Source organism: Maribellus sediminis, assembly GCF_011799805.1.
GTDB lineage: Bacteria > Bacteroidota > Bacteroidia > Bacteroidales > Prolixibacteraceae > Draconibacterium > Draconibacterium sediminis_A.
In genome coordinates this window covers 654,731-673,426 of the sequence record NZ_WXUB01000004.1, presented here as the reverse complement: position 1 = coordinate 673,426, position 18,696 = coordinate 654,731, and the positions used below count along the sequence as shown (strand labels likewise).

The window sequence follows — 18,696 nt, the reverse complement described above, 5'->3', positions numbered from 1 at the left end:
TCTATTGCCGGTGCATCCGTTACCGTAAAGGTCCGGGTGGCTCGTATCGTATCAGCACAGTCGCTGCTTACTATCCACATCACATCTACACTGCCGCCACAGGCATCCGGTGCATCTGGCTTAACAATGTCAACTACCAAGCCGCAGCCGCCGGTTACTACGCCGCTGGCTACCCATGCATCATAGGCCGTATTCACTGAATCCTGGGTCAGACATGAACCCAAAGTCAGATCTGCAGGTGGTGTTGCCTCTATTGCCGGTGCATCCGTTACCGTAAAGGTCCGGGTGGCTCGTATCGTATCAGCACAGTCACTGCTTACTATCCACATCACATCTACACTGCCGCCACAGGCATCCGGTGCATCTGGCTTAACAATGTCAACTACCAAGCCGCAGCCGCCGGTTACTACGCCGCTGGCTACCCATGCATCATAGGCCGTATTCACTGAATCCTGGGTCAGACATGAACCCAAAGTCAGATCTGCAGGTGGTGTTGCTTCTATTGCCGGTGCATCCGTTACCGTAAAGGTTGCTGAACAACTATCGGATGTTCCACAATAATCGGTAACAACCATCTCAACAGTAACAAATCCTCCACATGCATCTGGTGCACTAAGTGTATCAATATCTATCTCAACATCATTAATCTTGTAAACCATATCCAAAGGATCAGTACCTCCGCTTACCATAAATACTGTATCTAGCCAATTACCAAATGCAATATCAATAGCAGACTGACCTAAACAGGCATCCATTGTTATATTCGAACATTCAACCATAACCGGATTAGGATCTGGTTGGAAAACTGTATCCCAACATTGAGTATAATTCGGATCAGCACTGTTTTTTATGTAGACATCGTAAATACCAGCACCCAAATTATACATGGTATCTGTCATGCTGGTAGAAACTATTGTATCAAAAGGCACAAGATCTTTTAACCAGATGTAAGTGAATGGAGGAAAGCTATCAGGCCCTGATGGGATTACTTGTGCCCATGCCATACCGGTTTCAGCACCATAACATTCCACATCAACAGCAGTAACTGAACAAGTTGGGGCTGTTGGCGCCCAACCAAGAGAATCATTACAAGAGGTCTCACAGCCATTTACATCGGTAACGTGAACATAGTAACGTCCCATACTCAATCCCCAAATACTATCTGTTCCTTGTCCGTTTGCTTCAGGAATTGCATTTCCATCGCCGTCTGTCCAATAATATGTATCACCATCTGCTCCATTAACAGTAACTTTTGCTGTACCATCGGCAGCATAGAAATTTGACTGATCAGTAGTTGTTACAGTACAGGTTGGATTATCATATACAGTTAATGTAGCTGTGTCAGGTTCATTAGGTTCGCACTCTGTTTCACTTGTAACCGTTACGATATAGTCTCCTGCATCGCCTAATTGTGCAGAAGCAAAGCTAATGGTTGATGTACCCTGACCGCTATAACTTCCGCTAGGAGACCATGTAAATGTATAACCCGCTGGTGAAACCGGATCGCCATTTGCATCCTTAAGTGTAGCCGTTAAACTGGCAGAACCATTTTCACAGACTGCATCGTCACTTACTTCAACTACAGGTGCTATATTGAAGTTACCACCAACAAAGTCTTTTGAATCAGCAGTTATTTCTTTTGATGACCTTGTTTCCAGCATCCAGGTAGCCTTACAAAGTAGTTGTGGATCGTTTACCTCTGCAAAGATTGGTGTAAGATCTACTATACCTTCAAAAAATTCGAAATAGTCGTACTCTGTCCGGCCGTCAGTTATCCAACCCGGAGGAACCGGAGTTGGCGTATCATTATTTGTACCTACTTGTGAGTTAAGATCAAGTGGAACTAATGAAAGGTTATTACCTTCGGTGCCATTACCAGGGCCTACCCATTTTAATACGGTAACATCAGCAATTCGTCCACCATTTTCAAAATTGGCCAAAATCAATATATCACCAATAGCATGCTCAGGGTAAAAATATTTATCTCCACCAATATCTACTGGTTCAGTTCCATTTAAACAGAACCAAAATCCAATATAACCGGTTCCTTTATTACTCTCCCTGTCACCGGCAAAAAACAGATAAGTGTGCGTGGGATCGTAATAAGTTGGGTTAAGAGGATCACCAAATGGGCAACCATCCGTGGGTCGAAGCCCAGTTACAATAGCTGCCGATGCATTCATAATATCACTTTTTGCCTGCATCGGACTAAATGTCCAGTTACTATAATCCGGTGTTGGTGAAGGCATTCCCCAATCCTTGAAGTCTTTACCTCCTGTAAAAATGTCATCATTGTTACCAATAAAGACATCATGATTAAGTTCGTAAGTCGACTGACCAGCCATGTATCCTCCGTCGCCCCAATCATTTGATACCCCATCAACACATGGTGGAGTTTGGGCGAAAGACACTACGCTCATCATAACTGCACTAAATAACAACAAAAGATGCGTGCGCCATCTTTTGCTTTTACAGTAAATTTCTTTCATAATTGTTTGTTTTGTTTGAAAGTAAGTGGGTAAACTTTTAAGGCTTACTTTAAAAAAAATAAGATTCCTACTACGTTATCGAATCCATCTTCAAAAACGAAAGCGTAAACTTTCCGCGTCCTATAGTATTCTGATTAATTTTTCGAAATCATCCCGGGGCAAGGTTTGATCTCTACCCTTATTTTTTCATTCGGTTGGTTTAGAACCAAATTCATATTACAAGTTACGATAATACAAATCTGAAGTCAATCAGGATTTTTACGGAAATATTCGGGGAAATATTAGGTGTTTTTATTGTTGATTTAGCCGACTAAGTAAGGTTATTTTGTATAGCATATTCCACCATTTCTGCCGTAGACCTTACATTAATTTTTGATGTAATATTTTTTTTGTGTGTTTCGACTGTACGTGGGCTAATGTTTAAATTATTCGCAATTTCCTTGTAGGTATATCCTTTGCAAAACAGTTTTAAAATGTCCAATTCGCGGCTGGAAAGCACTTTTTTGGTTTTTCTTTCCGGTACAATATCCTTGCGCCTCGATCGTAAATATTCCTTTAATAATATCCAAACGTTAGGAGGAAAATAATCTCCTCCTCTTTTTAAGGTTTTAACGGCATCAACCAGTTCTGCCGAATTGGAAGAATTAGATAACAATCCGTTTACTCCAAGAGCGATATAATTTTCGAAATGTTCGGAGTATTCTTTTGAAACAATCAGTAAAATAGGCGTTTTCGTGGCTTTAGCCCTTATCTTTTTTACCGGAACGATACCATCCTGATCACAATGTAATACATCGATTATAATAACATCCGGATCACTTTTATTAATTAAAGGAATAAAGTCCTTTAATTGTTTTGCTTCCGTTACTACTTCAAATTCAAGAATTTTTTCCAGAACCGGCCGTATTCCCGAGCAAAAAAGCGAATAGTTTTCAAGGATTGCAATTTTACACATACAACCTTATTTTTTATCATTAATTAATTTACTCTAATACCTTGATTATTTCAAGATATCTTCATCTGCCCACTCAACAAAAAGAGTCCTTAATTAAATGAAGTTAAGGGAATTTGTAAAATTACTTAAGCAATTTACAATAATTTCACGTAAAAACCTACTCCGTAAAAATACATACGAAAATCACGGATAATTACTGACATAAAATACAATTTAGTCTTTATCTATTCTGCAAGGCTAAATAACAATATTGATATTTTGATTTGAGAACCAGCACTTGTTTTACATAAACAAGCAACTGTTAATCAGTCAATTAAGAATAATTACAAATTCTTTCATTTCTTTTAAAAAAATGAAAATGAAAATTGTTTCTACAAGAGTTGATTATACTGGCATTTCATGACTTTTAAACACCTAAACAACTAGATATCAAAGCCCCATGTTCATTTTTTTTGTTGGTAATTACAGAATTAGTTTCAATATTTGGCATCGAACCCATAGATATAAAACCGTTCTTTGAATGACGCTTACTTATCCATCACTTAATAAAGGCGAAAAATTTCGTCTGTTGTGTTTAACCAAATGGTTTTACCGGTAAGATTATGCGGATATTAGTTTATGCAACTACTCTTTTTCCATTTAGTCAAAGTCATACTATTTTCTGAAAAGAGATTAGGACTATAGCTTATTTTGTAGAAAAAGAACCAATTAAGTTGTACGTATTAAAGTTGCATCACACCTGATTCTAAACAGAACGGGAGTGGTATGTTAAAGCTCATACACCTTTTTGCATATCGCAAAGAGTCCGAATTTAGTCTGCCCTCTTCATAAGTTAAACAAAACTGCATATGCTTAATTAATTAAGCCTGGTGATGGATTTAAGAAACTCGATTAAGTTGTAAAGGAAGTATTAATCCATTTTTTCGAACCGTAACCCATTAGTTGAATCCAAGTGATTAACAAGCTTCATTTTGAGGCTATTAATCAATATGAAACACTTTGAGATAAAAGTGGATTTTTAATACCATTAAATCATAAACACTAGTACAATGAGAAAACCAGAGTTAATGTTGTTAGTGTTTTTTGCAATTGTAAATTTGTCAGCACTTGCACAAAACCAAAACTCCAAATTTAGATTACTGGGAGAAGACAAACGAATTCTTAAAATCGAACAAACCTTCGAGGATTCGAAAGAAATATCTCCCTTTGAGGATCGTATCAATAAAATTTACGGTCTGGCAGTTGATGCAGAAATTGAATTTGCTACCGACAAAAGCCAGGTACGTTTTGTATTGATCGACGAGTATTTTAATGAACACCTGATTTATGAGGCTTATCCTCTGTTGGCAGGTTCAAATAAAATTACTATCGAGGAAAGTTGTGAAGAAACAGCTTTGCTGGATGGCATTAAGCCCTATGCTCTTCAGGTAAAAGTAATTGATGCAAAGGTTAAGTTGCACAAACTTACTTATGCCGGTCGTTCTGATATTTCTGACATTAAAAAAGTTCAGAAAGAAACACGACAGGAACAAAATGCAGATAAAGTTACCCGTTTGAATCAGCATCTTAAGGCTAACGGACAAAAATGGGTGGCAGCTCCAACTAGTGTTTCAGAATTGTCGTACGCCGACCGTAAAAAACTTTACGGACAAAGTACTTTTCCGGCCGGATTTGAGTTTTATGCCGGAGGTGTTATTACCACTGAAACGACGACAACCGACACAAATTTGAAGTCGGCCACCAGCGGGAGTCCTTATGTTGATCAGTGGGACTGGCGTGATCGTCATGGCAAAAACTGGATATCACCGGTTACCAATCAAGGAGCTTGTGGTTCTTGTTGGGCCTTTGCTTCAACAGGTGCGGTAGAGGCTATGACGAATCTTTACTTTAACCAACAACTAAATTTAGACCTTTCTGAACAAGATGCATTATCTTGCAGTGGAGCCGGATCATGTTCTGGTGGATATCCAAGAATTGCACTTGATTATATGACAACCACAGGTATTGTGGATGAAGCAACATTCCCATATGCTCAGGCGGATCTTGCCTGTACTGATAAAGGCTCTTCGCCACAGGAGTTAATCAAAATAGCAGGCAGAACTCCTTTTGCTTCAACCGAATACCCAAGAACCGAAGACGATCTTAAAAGAATGCTTATTGAGATGGGGCCTGTAAGTGGAGGTCTCTATGATTGGAGCCATGCCATGGTTCTTGTAGGTTATATGGTTGTAAAAGAAGGCGATTATATTTATTACAGAGATTTAAGTTTACAAAGATACTGGAAAGAAGTTCTTGCAGGAGATCCACTTATTGGTACAACAGTATGGATCTTTAAAAACAGTTGGGGACTTCGATTTGGTGATGCCGGATATGTATATGTAGAAACTCCTATTTCTAATATTGGCTGGACACATGGTATTAAAACTCCTGTCACAAGTGTTGTCAACAATTACGATGTTGTTTTCGAAGATAACGACGGCGATGGTTATTACTGGTGGGGACTTGGAGAGAAACCAGCTAACTGTCCGGGTCCGGATCTTGCTGATGGTGATGATTCTGATCCAACTAAAGGACCGCTGGATCAATATGGCTACTGTATGCCATTAGGTCCGGTTGCAAGTCCTGTAGCAGATTTCACAGCAGATGCAATTAAAATAACAGAAGGAGATAAAGTCAACTTTAGCGATGCATCAACAAACGGTCCTTCATCCTGGTCGTGGACATTTACAGGAGGAAATCCGGCAACATCAACGGCTCAAAATCCTACAGTAACCTATGATACTCCAGGAAATTACGAAGTAAGTTTGACCGTTGCGAATTCAGGAGGTTCAGATACAAAAACGATTTCTGGTTATATTACAGTAAACCGCATACTTACGCCTCCGGTAGCTGACTTTGTAGCTGATATTACCACTTTAAAAGAAGGAGGAACTGTCTCTTTTACTGATTTGTCAACCAATACACCAAACAGTTGGAGCTGGAGTTTTAATGGTGGAACTCCGGATTTGTCAACTGAGAAAAATCCAAGCATCACATACAATACTCCAGGTTCATATACTGTATCGCTAACAGCTACAAATGCTGATGGTTCTAGCACCAAAACAGCAACACAATACATTAATGTAACTGCAAAAACACCACCGCTTGCCAATTTTACTGCTACCACTACTTCTGTTGAAGAAGGCAGTTCGGTTCAGTTCACTGATCTTTCAGACAATAATCCGTATGAATGGCAATGGAATTTCCCGGGTGGAACTGCTAACAGTACGACTATAAAGAACCCAAGTGTCACTTACTCTGCTGCCGGGATATATGATGTATCGCTTACCGTTACAAACGATGATGGCTCAGACAATATAACCATGACCGGTTTTGTAACCGTAACAGAGAAACAACAAGTTGTATTAAATCCTCCGGTAGCTAATTTTACTAAAAGTGCTGCCACTGTTGAAACTGGCAAATCAGTTACATTCACCGACCAGTCATCGAATTCACCAACATCATGGGCCTGGACGTTTACAGGAAGTGAGAATTATACATCAACGGTTCAAAATCCGGTTGTTACATTTAATACGGCAGGCATTTATGACGTTAGCTTAATTGCCAGCAATGCTGATGGATCAGACACAATTTTGGTTACATCTTGTATTACAGTTTCAAATCCACCGGCACCAATTGCTGATTTCAGTGCAGACAATACTCAAGTTGTAGAAGGTGGACAAATCGGTTTTACTGACAAGTCGAGCAACACTCCGGAAACCTGGTATTGGGTATTTGAAGGAGGAGAACCTGCTACTTCAACAGAACGCAATCCGAAGGTGACGTACAAGAATCCGAACAGCTATAAAGTTTCTCTTACCGTTACCAACAAAGGGGGAAATAACACTAAAACAGTTGAAAATTATATTCAGGTTGAAAAAGCTCAGCCGGAGTATTGTGTCCCCTCCCCGCTTGCCAGCAACGAGTGGATTTCTCAAGTTCAAATTGGTTCTGTTACATACAGCTCTACACCAAACGGTTATACCGATAATACCGGAAACGTTTTTGAACTTGAAGGCGGATTGAGTCATACAATAAATCTTGTACCAGACTTCAATCCTCGCAGTAAATTTGAATATTGGGCCGTTTGGATCGATTACAATTCAGACTTCAGTTTTACGGATGATGAAAAGGTATTCAGTTCATCAAAATCAAAATCGGCAGTAAGCGGGACAATTACTTTACCGACAGTTACAAGTACAGTAACTACGCGCATTAGAATTGCTATGGGAAGTGTGGATCCAACAGCTTGTGACTTTTCAGTTGCAGGAGATGTAGAGGATTATACCATTCAAATTCTTCCTGAACAAGCAAAAGCACCGGTTGCAGACTTTGCCGCTAACCTTTATACCATTTATGTTGGCGAGAGCATACAATTTTCTGATCTTTCAGCAAACAATCCGGAGACATATGAGTGGTCATTCCCGGGAGCTGACACAGAAACAAGTATTGATCAGAATCCAACAATTACCTATAGTACGGCCGGAGTATACGATGTAAGTCTGACCGTAAGTAAAACCGGTTTTGATCCATCTACAAAAACTCAATCGCAGATCATTACGGTTAAAGAGGTCGGAGATGTAACTTACTGTTTCCCATCGAATTTGAATAGTGCCGTTAATTTTATTAGCAAAGTTGACATTGGTAGTTTCTCCAGAACAAGTGCCAGTGAAGGCTATACAAATTACTCTGCAGAAACCATCAACCTGGTTCCTGGCGCTGCTTATAATGTCGGTCTTGTACCGTCGAATTCAAGTGCCAGAAATTTCTGGAGAATTTGGATCGACTTCAATAACGATGGTGATTTTGATGATGCAGATGAGACGCTTCTTACCGCAAATAATTCCAAAGGAAGTGTAAATTCAGCAATTTCCATTCCGGCTTATGCCACTGGCGATGTACGAATGCGGATAACTATGAAAACCGGAAAATCACCTGCATCCTGCGACGATGGTTTTGAAGGTGAGGTTGAGGACTACACAGTTTCATTTGGTGGAGCATCTGCTTCGTACGGAGATAAAATGGCGGCTAGTGCTTCACCATTCGAGGAATTGGATGAAACCTTCTTAAAAGTATATCCGAATCCGACCGAACAAAATGTGCATATAAAATTATCGATGCTTGGTTCTGATGACAGTTATGCTGTTTACAATGCCAGCGGATCGAAAATATTGGAGAGTGCGATTACGGACCTGCTTAGTACCATAGACTTAAGCATGCATCCGTCAGGATTATATATTGTTGTGATAAATAGCCAGAGCAACAATTACACTGAGAAGATTATTAAGAAGTAGTGCTGACAAATCAACTACTTAGGAAAGTGGGATGCTATGGAACTACAGAAGTCATCCTGCTTTCCTTTCTAATCTTCTTTACTTCTCCTAAAGCCAACAGGATTTTAACCGGTTGTTTCCTAAAACAAGAATGCAATTGCACCAAAAAGATTACTAAGAAGTAGTGCTGACAAATCAACTACTTAGGAAAGCGGGGGCTATGAAACTTCAGCGTCATCCTGCTTTCCTTTCTAATCTTCGTGAAAGGCTGTGCAATCGACGAATGGCCTCCAGAATTTCCGATTCAAAACGATAAATTGAAATGCGCATTTCATCTTCTTCTGTAAGACGTTGCGTAAGATAAGATCTGACTTCCTGAAATTGTGCTTTGAAAGTTTCCTTATTTAAAGCATCGTTTCCCGGAATTTCCTTGCCACTGAATTCATCCAGAGCTGATGCAAAGGCACTTGCTGCCAGATCATACAACTTTGTCAACATCGAAAGTGTAGTTTCCGACGGCTGGAATCCCTTATCAATTCGGTGTTCAGCAGCCTCAACCAGGTTTGTTGTGATCAGATCGGCTGCGGTTTCCAATACGTTAACTGCTTCAACCTGAAGTTCCAACTTTTTGGCTTCTTCATTACTTAAGGTCATTCGGCGAATTTGCTGCAGGAATCGCAGGATTTCGGCATGTCCCCTATCCACCGATATATCTTTTTTTCGCAGTCCGATTAATTCTGTGGCAGTACCACTTGTCGCAATGATTATTCCCTTATCTATTATTTTTAAAGTCCGTTTCCCAAGTTTCACAATCGATTGACTGGCAAGATCCAGGGCCATCGATTTGTCTTCCAAAAAATAGCTGTGCAGTTCAGGAAACAAAATCTTCTCTTCCCTCTTTTTCTCCGGAACAAGCCATAAAATTAGTTTAGTCACCGGATGTACAAGCCAAATAAACAAAACAGTATTGGCCGTATTAAAAAGTGTGTGGGCATTCGCAATCTGTCTGGCCTCGTCGTTCGAAATAAACTGCACTATTTCTTTTAACTGTTCGATAAATCCAAACCAAAGCATTACCCCTGCAACATTGAAGAATACATGTGCCATTGCCACACGCATGGCTTCACGAGGTTTACCAAGAGCCGACAAAACTGCTGTTACACAGGTTCCAACGTTTGCTCCAAGTATCAATGCAATACCTCCATCAATACTAACAAGTCCCTGTGACGCAAGAACAATGACCACACCGGTTGTTGCCGAAGAACTCTGAACAGCTGCCGTAAATGCTGTTCCTATTAAAATTGCGAGTAAATGGTTATCAAGCCCTTTCATTAAATGAATGAAAGGTTCATATGTTTTCAAAGGTTCTGTAGCTTCGCTCATTACGGTCATGCCCAGAAAAACCATTCCCAGTCCCAGAACGATGGTACCAAATTCTTTATACGATTTTTTGGCAAATAGTACTTTGAACAGATAACCAAAGGCGATCATCACCCAGGAAGCGCTGGTAATTTTAAAAGCAATAATCTGAGCAGTAATGGTGGTTCCTAAATTGGCACCCAAAATTACGCCAAGGGTGCTTTGAAATGACAGCAGTCCGGCCGAAACAAACCCAACAGCAAGAACCGTTGTAACCGATGAAGACTGAATTATAGCCGTAATTCCCGTACCAGCAAGTAACGAAGTCCAACGGTTTCGGGTCATGGCTTTTAGGAATCTTTTCATGTTGCTACCCGCAGCAGCTTTTAATCCGTCGGTCATCACATTCATCCCGTGAAGAAACAAAGCCAGACCGCCTAACAATAGAACGATCAAGGTCCACCAGTTTAAGTTCATTGCTGAAATTTTTTCTAAAAATAGAACAAGACAACTAATCTTCAAAAATTGTATGAATGGATGTAAGTGAGAAACAAAATCCTGATTGTTTACTTACAGAATTATTATTTTTGTACGAAATAACTTTTTTAAAATATTATGAAGATTCAATCCATCCTGCTGATACTCATTTCAGTTTTATTAATGAGTGGGTGTAGCACAAAAACCGAAACGCCTCAAAAACCCAATATTGTGATCATCTTTCTGGATGATTCGGGATATTCCGATTTTTCACCGTTTGGCCAACAAAAAATAGAAACGCCAAATGTGAATACGCTGGCACAGGAAGGAATCATGTTTAAAAACTTCTATGTACCGCAGGCTGTATGTTCAGCGTCAAGGGCAGCGTTGTTATCAGGCTGTTATCCGGGCCGAACCAAGGTTTTTGGCGCTCACGGGCCAAATGAACGCGGGCTGGATCCTGCTTTCCCTACCATGGGCGAAGTATTTAAAAGAGCCGGCTATGCCACTGCAGTTTTTGGGAAATGGCACATTGGCGACCAGCCCGACACACGTCCTCAAAGTCGAGGATTTGATGAAAGTTGCGGCCTGATGTATTCCAACGACATGTGGAAACACCATCCAGAAGCGCCGGATTATTGGGGAAGATTTCCGCTTCAATTTTGGGAAAACGGCGAAGTTACCATTCCTGATGTTGATTCGTCCGACCAAAAAATGCTGACAAAATGGTATACCGAACACGCTGTTGATTTTATTAATCGCCACAAAAACGAACCTTTTTTATTGTACGTACCACATAACATGCTTCATGTTCCGTTATTTGTTAGTCCTGAATTTGAAGGTAAATCAGGAGTTGGTTTGTACGGTGATGTTACCCTGGAAGTTGACTGGTCGGTTGGACAAATTAACAAAGCACTGAAAGATAATGGGATCGACGACAATACCATCGTTATCTTCACTTCAGATAACGGTCCGTGGATCGCATACGGAAACCATGCCGGTACTACGCCTTTCCGCGAAGCAAAAGGAACCAGTTTCGACGGAGGAACTCGTTCGGCAACTATTATAAAATATCCTAAAGAGTTAAAAGGAGGGCAACAATCAGAAAGCGCATTGATGACCATCGACCTGCTTCCTACTTTGTGTGAGCTGGCAGGCGTTCCGCTTCCTGAAACCGAAATTGACGGTAAAAATGTGTGGGATATTATTTCGGGCAAAGAAAATGCTGTAAATCCTCATGAATACTATGCTTTTACCAACAACAAGAATTTTGAAGCTGTTTTAAGTGGCGATGGAAAATGGAAATTGCATTTGCCACACGATTACCGCACCATGACCGAAATTAAAGGTAAGGACGGAATACCAGGTAAATACAAACAAGCTCACATCGATTTGTCGTTGTTCGATATGGTTAACGATCCATACGAAACGACCAATGTTATCGCCGAGCATCCGGAAATTGCTGAGAAGCTTATGGCTATTGCTGAAAAGCACAAACAAAAATTCTTCTCAGAAGAATAAAATAATTCAAAGGCAAAATAAAAGCCGGATTACTTAATCAAAGTAATCCGGCTTTTGTATTCTGTTTCAGAACTAAAATCAAAAATTCAGACTTAAAAACCGATCCGGATTGGTCAAGTCAATCTTATCATTCAGAATTTCGGGTCTGATTTCACCTTTAATATAAACCAGTGCATTATCATCGCCGCCAACCAAAATCAGCATTTCTCTGATCACGTTTTCATCATTTATGATTCCGAATATGGTAACACTCTCGTTATCCTCGCGAACAACTAGTAATTCTTCATACTCTTTCCTATCGTGAATTCGCTGATAAAACTCTTCATGGAGATCGATATGGCGATTTAACTCATCGTCATCAACTGCAATAACTTTTACTTTATCGATACTTTCGAGTAATTCGCGTTCAGTCTCATCCAAATCGGCTAATCCTGCCGCCAAATGAATGGCCCAACCTGGCACAGAAACAGTTACCACACCTTCGCGAAAACGGTATTTAGTGAAAGCTTCAGATACTCCTGCTTCGTAACTGCACGAAGTAAGAACCAGAATAAAGGCAACACAGAGAAACGCTAACTTTTTCATAATTGAAGATTTATTTTCATTATGACGAACAAGTGCAAAATTCGTTACCTCAAATCTCAGAAAAAGCTGTGAATCGATGTAATTTATTCGACGAGCAGGGATCTGCAGAAGATAAACAAAGGATGTTAAATCTAATTTCAACCGGATATTTCTGTTGTAGTATCGGTTGAAATACAGTAATGATCTAGCACTACTTTAAATTCCTGAGGCAACTCCGCTTCAAAACGTAATGCTTCTCCGGAAACCGGATGCTGAAACTCGAGAGAACTCGCGTGGAGGAATAATCTTCGAATGTCGGTGTCGGCACTTACCAGTTTATTCAGAGTAAAATCGCCATGATGCGAATCGCCCAGAATATCATTATGATTTTGTGCAAAATGCTGTCTGATCTGGTGCCAGCGGCCGGTTTCAGGCATCACTTTTACCAGGCTCAACTCCACCTGCTCTTTTTCTTTGTAAGAAAGGTTTGTTGAAACTGTACGCAAGGTCTCGTATCGTGTAGATGCCGGCTTTTTAAATTTCGATTTCTTCTTTACTACCACTTTTTTATCGAAAATTCCGTTACCGGGATTTCCCTGAACAACCGCGTGATAGGTTTTCACTACTTCCTTCCTTTCAAACTTCAGCGTCATTTCGTGCGCCACTTCCGAAGAAAATACCAAAACAATTACACCAGAAGTTTTTGAATCGAGCCGATGAACATTATAAATCCATTTCCCGGTCATGTCGCCCACCAACTTGGTGAGGTAAGCGGCGTCATTCGGCATAAAATCATTTTTATGTACCGGCAGATCAACCGGTTTGTCTACTACAATTAAATGCTCGTCCTGGTATATTGCTTTTATTTCCATCGCCGACAAAGATCGTTAAAATTATTTGTCTTATTTCAATTGATACCGCGTTAAACCAGACCACGTCGATAAGTGTTTAACTGGTATGAAAACAATGATTCTATTTTTAATGGTGTTTTGTGCATTTTCATCGAATGCGCAGAATAAACAGGAAACTAAGACTCAGAAAGAAAAGGAAATGAACTACAAACAGCTTACAGAATTCGAACATTACGTCATTATTGAAAAAGGAACAGAACGTCCCTACACCGGGAAATACTATGATTTCAAAGGAAAAGGTATTTATGTCTGCAAACAATGTCAGGCGCCGCTTTATCGCTCGTCGGATAAGTTCGACTCGCATTGTGGCTGGCCAAGCTTTGATGATGAAATTGAAGGGGCCGTATTAAAATCGGTAGATGCCGATGGCAGAAGAACTGAAATAACCTGTACGAATTGCGGTGGTCATTTGGGCCATGTTTTTTATGGCGAAGGTTTTACCGATAAAGATACCAGACACTGTGTGAACTCGGTTTCAATCGAATTTATTCCGGCTGATGACACAAAAAAAGGAGAACAATAATTTGTTCTCCTTTTTCTATCGTTTATTTCATTCTATAATTCTTTTACTTTAAGGCCCTCGATAAAGAAAACCCTTTCAGCAGCTGCTTGATTTTCGGCCAAAATTTTATGCGCATCCTGAGTTTCGGCATCTTCTTCACCTTCTGCTTCACCATGCTCAGCACCCGGATTATGGGCATCAGCTTCAGTCAGTACTTCTTTCAAAACACCTGAAATTTCCAGTTCACTTCCCATTTGCTCTTGCGAGAAAGCTCCGATTTTTTCACCGGCTTCAATTCGAATGGTAATATCCTCGTTACTTCCCATCAGGAAACAACGTTGGCCGCCATGTTGACACACGTGCATAACCGTGCCTTTAACTACAATCTCCTTATCAGCCAAATCAGAAGCCTGTTCCAATACCTGATCGACAGTCAACACAACTACCTCCTTTGGAGTATCTTCGGACTTTGTTTCTGCTTTTTTGGCTTGCTGACCACACGAGAACAAAAACAAGACTGCTACGCTTAATAATGCAATTTTTTTCATCTGATTAGATTTTTAATTTGTTTTTTGGCATCAGATGGAATTCGCATGTCCGTCAGCTGACGGATAATTATCTCCATTCTTATGAATCCCATCCACATGCTCATTTCATACTTAGATTTTATAAAGGTTAAATGAATATCAGTGCAAAAACCAAAGGTACAACAAAACCGGCAACCATCAACCACCAGCCCCACCGAACAAAACCTCGTTTTCCTTTTAAGAGGAAAATTCCGGAAATTGCAACAAATAAAAGGATGAACGCCATAATATCGCTAACCCATTTCCAGGTTGTTCCGAGCGTTGCTTTATGCAGTTTATTCATCTCAAAAATTAGTGGCCGCCGCTCCAGAAAACGAAGTACGCCCTCTCCTTTTATCGGATCGATCACCATTTCACCACTCTCGATGAATACATGCACCTGGTTATCACTGCTGATGTAATGCTTCTTGTATTTTAAATCGTACGGAAGTTCGCTTATGACACTTTTGATCGTATTTGCGTCGAAATCCTCAGCATTCCCTTTTTGTACGATAAAATCATCAGTATAAATCTTGTAATCGGGATTGAAGTCATGCCGGTGGTTCAAAAATATTCCGGAAAGCGCATAAACAATGGTCATTCCAACAATAAAGTAACCAAAATCGCGGTGTAAGATTCGTAGTAATTTGCGGATTTTCATCTCGTTATATTAGTTTAACGCACAAATATATATGATAAATCCAAATTCCGAAATTGTGGTGATCCGAAAAAAATATCGGATAAATTAGTCTGTTAAAAATTTGCTATAAGTTAGGAAAACAGGGGGATTTGAAAGATCTTCTGATTTTGAAAGAGTTAATAAATTGTTATCGGGGGAATTTACACTTGACTTGAACTCAATTTCGCCGTAAATTGCATCAATCCTAGTGTACTAGGGCTCTGGTTTTATCACAACTTAATTGGGTACCTCCGGCTATTGAGCCGGAGGTTTTCTTTTTTATTCTGCGTAATAATCATTTAACGACATTACATCCTTAGAAGTACACACGGGGCAGTTGTTCACCTCTTCTGAATAGTCACTAAAACTGGCCTTACATTCGTTACATTTGTACCAGTTTTTATCGAAATAAATATCGCCTCCTCTGAAAATAAGATCACGTCCTTCAACAAAGGCTGTTGCCACCTTTTTCCTGGCTTCTTCATAGATCCGGGTCAGTGTCGGACGAGAAACATCCATATACACTGCTGCTTCCTCTTGTGTCAGATTTTGATAGTCGAGCAAACGAATGGCTTCGTATTCTTCCAATAAAAGAATCACTTCATTCGATTTTCGGCCACGAACACCAAAAACCGACATTCCTTTGATCACCGGAGGAACCTGAATTCTTCTGTTTCTTTTTCTTCTGGGCATAATTATTTCGAGTTAATTTTACTAATTAAATAATGGTCGACAAGCACCAGGGCTGCCATAGCTTCTACGATAGGAACCGCTCTTGGCAATACACAAGGATCGTGTCTTCCTTTAGGGTTTATTGTTACTTCTTTATTTTCTTTGTCAACGGTCTGTTGCTCTTTCAGTAAAGTAGCGATGGGCTTAAATGCCACATTAAAATACACATCTTCGCCATTTGAAATTCCTCCCTGGATGCCACCAGAGTTATTCGTTTTTGTTCGAACACCTTTTTCAGTATTTATAAATACATCGTTGTGTTCGGAACCGCTAAGTTTTGTACCGGAAAAGCCTGATCCGTATTCAAATCCTTTTACAGCATTAATGCCTAACATGGCAAAACCAAGATCGGCGTGCAGCTTGTTAAAAACGGGTTCACCCCAACCTGCCGGAACGCCACTGGCCACCCCGGTAATCACTCCTCCAACGGTATCGTGGTCTTTTCCTGCCTGAACAATGCGTTCGATCATTGCCTCAGCAGTTTCCGGATCGGGACACCGAACAATGTTATCTTCGGTTTTCGAAAGATCGAGATCGAGGTACGATTTTTTCAGTTCAATTTCACCCACCTGCGAAACAAAGGCCTGAACAGTTACTCCAACCTGGGCCAGTACCTGTTTGGCAATCGCACCGGCAACCACTCTTGCAATGGTTTCACGGGCTGAAGAACGACCTCCTCCACGATGATCACGCGTTCCGTATTTCTGAATATAAGTGTAATCGGCATGCGAAGGGCGGTAAATATCTTTCAGATCATTGTAGTCATTCGAATGCTGATCTTTGTTCCAAACTGCAAAGGCGATAGGAGTACCCTGCGTTTTTCCCTCGAAAATTCCTGACAGAAATTCAACCTGATCCGGTTCTTTCCGTTGCGTTGTAATTTTCGACTGGCCAGGTTTTCTCCTCGACAAGTCTTTTTGAATGAGTTCTATGTCAATCTCAAGTCCTGCCGGGCAACCGTCGATTATTCCACCAATCCCTCTGCCGTGTGATTCGCCAAAAGAAGTAAGTCTAAAAATATGTCCAAATGTATTCATAAAAGTAAAAAACCCTGTTTTCTGGATAGAAAACAGGGTTAAAGATATTAAATTGTACTAATTATTAAAACTAAATTAGCATCCACATCCACAACCGCCATGGCTATCTGTTCCACATGAACCACTACTGCAGCCATCATCATGGCTACCACAACCACAGCCGCCACCGCCGCCAGACAGAATCTGGGCAACTTCTTCGTCTGATGCTTCGCGAACTTCAATTACTTTTCCTGAAAAGAAAAGGTCTTCACCGGCAAGCGGGTGATTGAAGTCCATTTTTACGATTTCGTCAGTCACTTCAAGAACAAGACCATTCATGCGCTGACCATTGCTACTCATCATAGGAACTGTATTTCCTACGCTGATCATTTCACTGTCGAATTCTCCATTTACCAGAAATACGCTTTTGGGCAGTTCAACGATCGCGTCGTTATTCACTTCACCATAAGCATCTAATTTTTCCAGTTTAATCTGAAAAGGATCTTCTTGCTTTAATCCGGCCAAATGCGTTTCGAACTTTGGCAGCATAACGCCTGCTCCGTACAGAAACTGAAGCGGTTGTTCAACTGTTGCCTGCTCGATCATTTCGCCATTTTCATCGTCGATACGTAAATCGTACGTCAACGTAACCATTTTATATTTTCCTATCTCTAACATAATCCTGAATATTCTAAATTAATTTACAAAATAAACGTTTTTCAAAACCGCAACAAAACACTAATTAGTATTTTTTCTATTATTAACAAATATTTATTGTCGATTGTTAAAAATCTGCTCCGGTTTTTTAATTGCCCTGATCACTAAAAATATTCCGGTAAGTACAAATGGTATACTCAGCCATTGTCCCATGTTCAAGGCCATGCCGGCTTCAAAGGCTTCCTGATCTTCCTTAATAAATTCAATAAAAAATCGTGCAGCGAATACCATTATAAAGAAAACCCCCATTAATAATCCCGGACGGTTTTTAGAGTTGGTCTTCCAATACAGGTACATCAACACCCCAAAAGTAAGTAAATAAGCAAGTGCTTCGTATATCTGCGTCGGGTGTTTTGCAAGCGTCTCACCATTTCTTTCGAAAATAAATCCCCATGGCAAACTGGTTTGAATCCCGTAAATCTCGGAGTTCATAAGGTTTCCAGTGCGAATAAATGCAGCTACCAGCGCAGTAGGAACCACTACCCTGTCGAGTGTCCAAAGCATGGTGCGTTTGGTTACCACTTTTGAATGGATAAACAAGGCTACCAAAATACCTATGGCTCCGCCGTGACTGGCCAGACCTCCATGCCAAACTTTAAATATTTCGGCAGGGTGCTGCGAATAATACTCCCATCCATAAAAAAATACATGCCCCAACCGAGCGCCAACTACAGTGGCAATAATCAGGTAAAAGAACAAACTGTCGATCCATTTGGGATTCACCTTTTCCGATTTCAACATGTACTCGCCAATGTAATACCCGATCAGGAAACCGGAAGCAAAAAGCAAACCGTACCAGCGAACCGACAAGGAGCCAATGTGAAAGATCTCCGGATTAACGTTCCAATGGATAAAGTTCAGGATGTGTATCATTCTTATATCTTTTTAGCAATAAG

General features: G+C 40.4%; 14 protein-coding genes. 3 read left to right on the top strand and 11 right to left on the bottom strand.

Annotation, left to right across the window (positions count from 1 at the left end; genetic code table 11):
- On the bottom strand, window positions 1-2,489 hold a 2,489-nt coding region (locus tag HFD85_RS17450), incomplete at its 3' end, for a hypothetical protein (protein WP_167612785.1).
- A 310-nt stretch (window positions 2,490-2,799) separates the two neighbouring features.
- Window positions 2,800-3,444, bottom strand: a complete 645-nt coding sequence (locus tag HFD85_RS17445; RefSeq protein ID WP_167612783.1) for a response regulator transcription factor — start codon at window positions 3,442-3,444, stop codon at window positions 2,800-2,802.
- A 1,049-nt stretch (window positions 3,445-4,493) separates the two neighbouring features.
- Here HFD85_RS17445 and HFD85_RS17440 point away from each other — a divergent pair.
- Window positions 4,494-8,777 carry a PKD domain-containing protein gene (locus HFD85_RS17440; protein WP_167612781.1) on the top strand — a complete coding sequence of 1,428 codons (4,284 nt, stop codon included), beginning with the start codon at window positions 4,494-4,496 and terminating at the stop codon, window positions 8,775-8,777.
- A 213-nt stretch (window positions 8,778-8,990) separates the two neighbouring features.
- Here HFD85_RS17440 and HFD85_RS17435 read toward each other — a convergent pair whose 3' ends face one another.
- A complete protein-coding gene (locus tag HFD85_RS17435; RefSeq protein ID WP_167612779.1) occupies window positions 8,991-10,592 on the bottom strand; it encodes a Na/Pi cotransporter family protein in 1,602 nt (533 codons plus the stop codon).
- A gap of 138 nt (window positions 10,593-10,730) precedes the next feature.
- On the opposite strand from HFD85_RS17435, the gene HFD85_RS17430 reads away from it, so the two are divergent.
- The gene (locus HFD85_RS17430; RefSeq protein WP_167612777.1) at window positions 10,731-12,113 is read left to right on the top strand and encodes a sulfatase family protein; all 1,383 of its coding nucleotides are present in this window, start codon (window positions 10,731-10,733) and stop codon (window positions 12,111-12,113) included.
- 78 nt (window positions 12,114-12,191) lie between these two features.
- Here HFD85_RS17430 and HFD85_RS17425 read toward each other — a convergent pair whose 3' ends face one another.
- Both HFD85_RS17425 and HFD85_RS17420 read right to left on the bottom strand, forming a co-directional pair.
- Window positions 12,192-12,698 carry a DUF4252 domain-containing protein gene (locus HFD85_RS17425; protein ID WP_167612775.1) on the bottom strand — a complete coding sequence of 169 codons (507 nt, stop codon included), beginning with the start codon at window positions 12,696-12,698 and terminating at the stop codon, window positions 12,192-12,194.
- A gap of 137 nt (window positions 12,699-12,835) precedes the next feature.
- Window positions 12,836-13,549 carry an RluA family pseudouridine synthase gene (locus tag HFD85_RS17420; RefSeq protein ID WP_167612773.1) on the bottom strand — a complete coding sequence of 238 codons (714 nt, stop codon included), beginning with the start codon at window positions 13,547-13,549 and terminating at the stop codon, window positions 12,836-12,838.
- A 94-nt stretch (window positions 13,550-13,643) separates the two neighbouring features.
- On the opposite strand from HFD85_RS17420, the gene HFD85_RS17415 reads away from it, so the two are divergent.
- A complete protein-coding gene (locus HFD85_RS17415) occupies window positions 13,644-14,111 on the top strand; it encodes a methionine-R-sulfoxide reductase (protein ID WP_240925072.1) in 468 nt (155 codons plus the stop codon).
- A 32-nt stretch (window positions 14,112-14,143) separates the two neighbouring features.
- Here the strand turns inward: HFD85_RS17415 and HFD85_RS17410 are convergent, their stop codons facing one another.
- The 6 genes from HFD85_RS17410 to lgt all read right to left on the bottom strand — a co-directional run bounded on the left by HFD85_RS17410 (window position 14,144) and on the right by lgt (window position 18,673).
- Window positions 14,144-14,638, bottom strand: a complete 495-nt coding sequence (locus HFD85_RS17410) for a hypothetical protein (protein WP_167612769.1) — start codon at window positions 14,636-14,638, stop codon at window positions 14,144-14,146.
- Between the two features lie 127 nt (window positions 14,639-14,765).
- Window positions 14,766-15,317, bottom strand: coding sequence for a PepSY-associated TM helix domain-containing protein (locus HFD85_RS17405; RefSeq protein ID WP_167612767.1), 552 nt, complete (start codon window positions 15,315-15,317; stop codon window positions 14,766-14,768).
- Window positions 15,318-15,614: 297 nt separating this feature from the next.
- A complete protein-coding gene (locus HFD85_RS17400) occupies window positions 15,615-16,028 on the bottom strand; it encodes a DUF134 domain-containing protein (protein ID WP_167612765.1) in 414 nt (137 codons plus the stop codon).
- A 2-nt stretch (window positions 16,029-16,030) separates the two neighbouring features.
- A complete protein-coding gene (gene aroC / locus HFD85_RS17395) occupies window positions 16,031-17,104 on the bottom strand; it encodes a chorismate synthase (RefSeq protein WP_167612763.1) in 1,074 nt (357 codons plus the stop codon).
- A 75-nt stretch (window positions 17,105-17,179) separates the two neighbouring features.
- The gene (locus tag HFD85_RS17390) at window positions 17,180-17,761 is read right to left on the bottom strand and encodes an FKBP-type peptidyl-prolyl cis-trans isomerase (protein ID WP_167612761.1); all 582 of its coding nucleotides are present in this window, start codon (window positions 17,759-17,761) and stop codon (window positions 17,180-17,182) included.
- A 93-nt stretch (window positions 17,762-17,854) separates the two neighbouring features.
- Entirely contained in the window at window positions 17,855-18,673 is an 819-nt protein-coding gene (gene lgt, locus HFD85_RS17385; RefSeq protein ID WP_240925071.1) for a prolipoprotein diacylglyceryl transferase, read from the bottom strand.
- Window positions 18,674-18,696: the final 23 nt, after the last annotated feature.

Excerpts from the sequence above, each read along its gene's own strand:
- HFD85_RS17445 (WP_167612783.1), bottom strand. The coding sequence starts at position 3,444 with ATGTGTAAAATTGCAATCCTTGAAAACTATTCGCTTTTTTGCTCGGGA.
- HFD85_RS17440 (WP_167612781.1), top strand. The coding sequence starts at position 4,494 with ATGAGAAAACCAGAGTTAATGTTGTTAGTGTTTTTTGCAATTGTAAAT.
- HFD85_RS17435 (WP_167612779.1), bottom strand. The coding sequence starts at position 10,592 with ATGAACTTAAACTGGTGGACCTTGATCGTTCTATTGTTAGGCGGTCTG.
- HFD85_RS17430 (WP_167612777.1), top strand. The coding sequence starts at position 10,731 with ATGAAGATTCAATCCATCCTGCTGATACTCATTTCAGTTTTATTAATG.
- HFD85_RS17425 (WP_167612775.1), bottom strand. The coding sequence starts at position 12,698 with ATGAAAAAGTTAGCGTTTCTCTGTGTTGCCTTTATTCTGGTTCTTACT.
- HFD85_RS17420 (WP_167612773.1), bottom strand. The coding sequence starts at position 13,549 with ATGGAAATAAAAGCAATATACCAGGACGAGCATTTAATTGTAGTAGAC.
- HFD85_RS17415 (WP_240925072.1), top strand. The coding sequence starts at position 13,644 with ATGATTCTATTTTTAATGGTGTTTTGTGCATTTTCATCGAATGCGCAG.
- HFD85_RS17410 (WP_167612769.1), bottom strand. The coding sequence starts at position 14,638 with ATGAAAAAAATTGCATTATTAAGCGTAGCAGTCTTGTTTTTGTTCTCG.
- HFD85_RS17405 (WP_167612767.1), bottom strand. The coding sequence starts at position 15,317 with ATGAAAATCCGCAAATTACTACGAATCTTACACCGCGATTTTGGTTAC.
- HFD85_RS17400 (WP_167612765.1), bottom strand. The coding sequence starts at position 16,028 with ATGCCCAGAAGAAAAAGAAACAGAAGAATTCAGGTTCCTCCGGTGATC.
- aroC (WP_167612763.1), bottom strand. The coding sequence starts at position 17,104 with ATGAATACATTTGGACATATTTTTAGACTTACTTCTTTTGGCGAATCA.
- HFD85_RS17390 (WP_167612761.1), bottom strand. The coding sequence starts at position 17,761 with ATGTTAGAGATAGGAAAATATAAAATGGTTACGTTGACGTACGATTTA.
- lgt (WP_240925071.1), bottom strand. The coding sequence starts at position 18,673 with ATGATACACATCCTGAACTTTATCCATTGGAACGTTAATCCGGAGATC.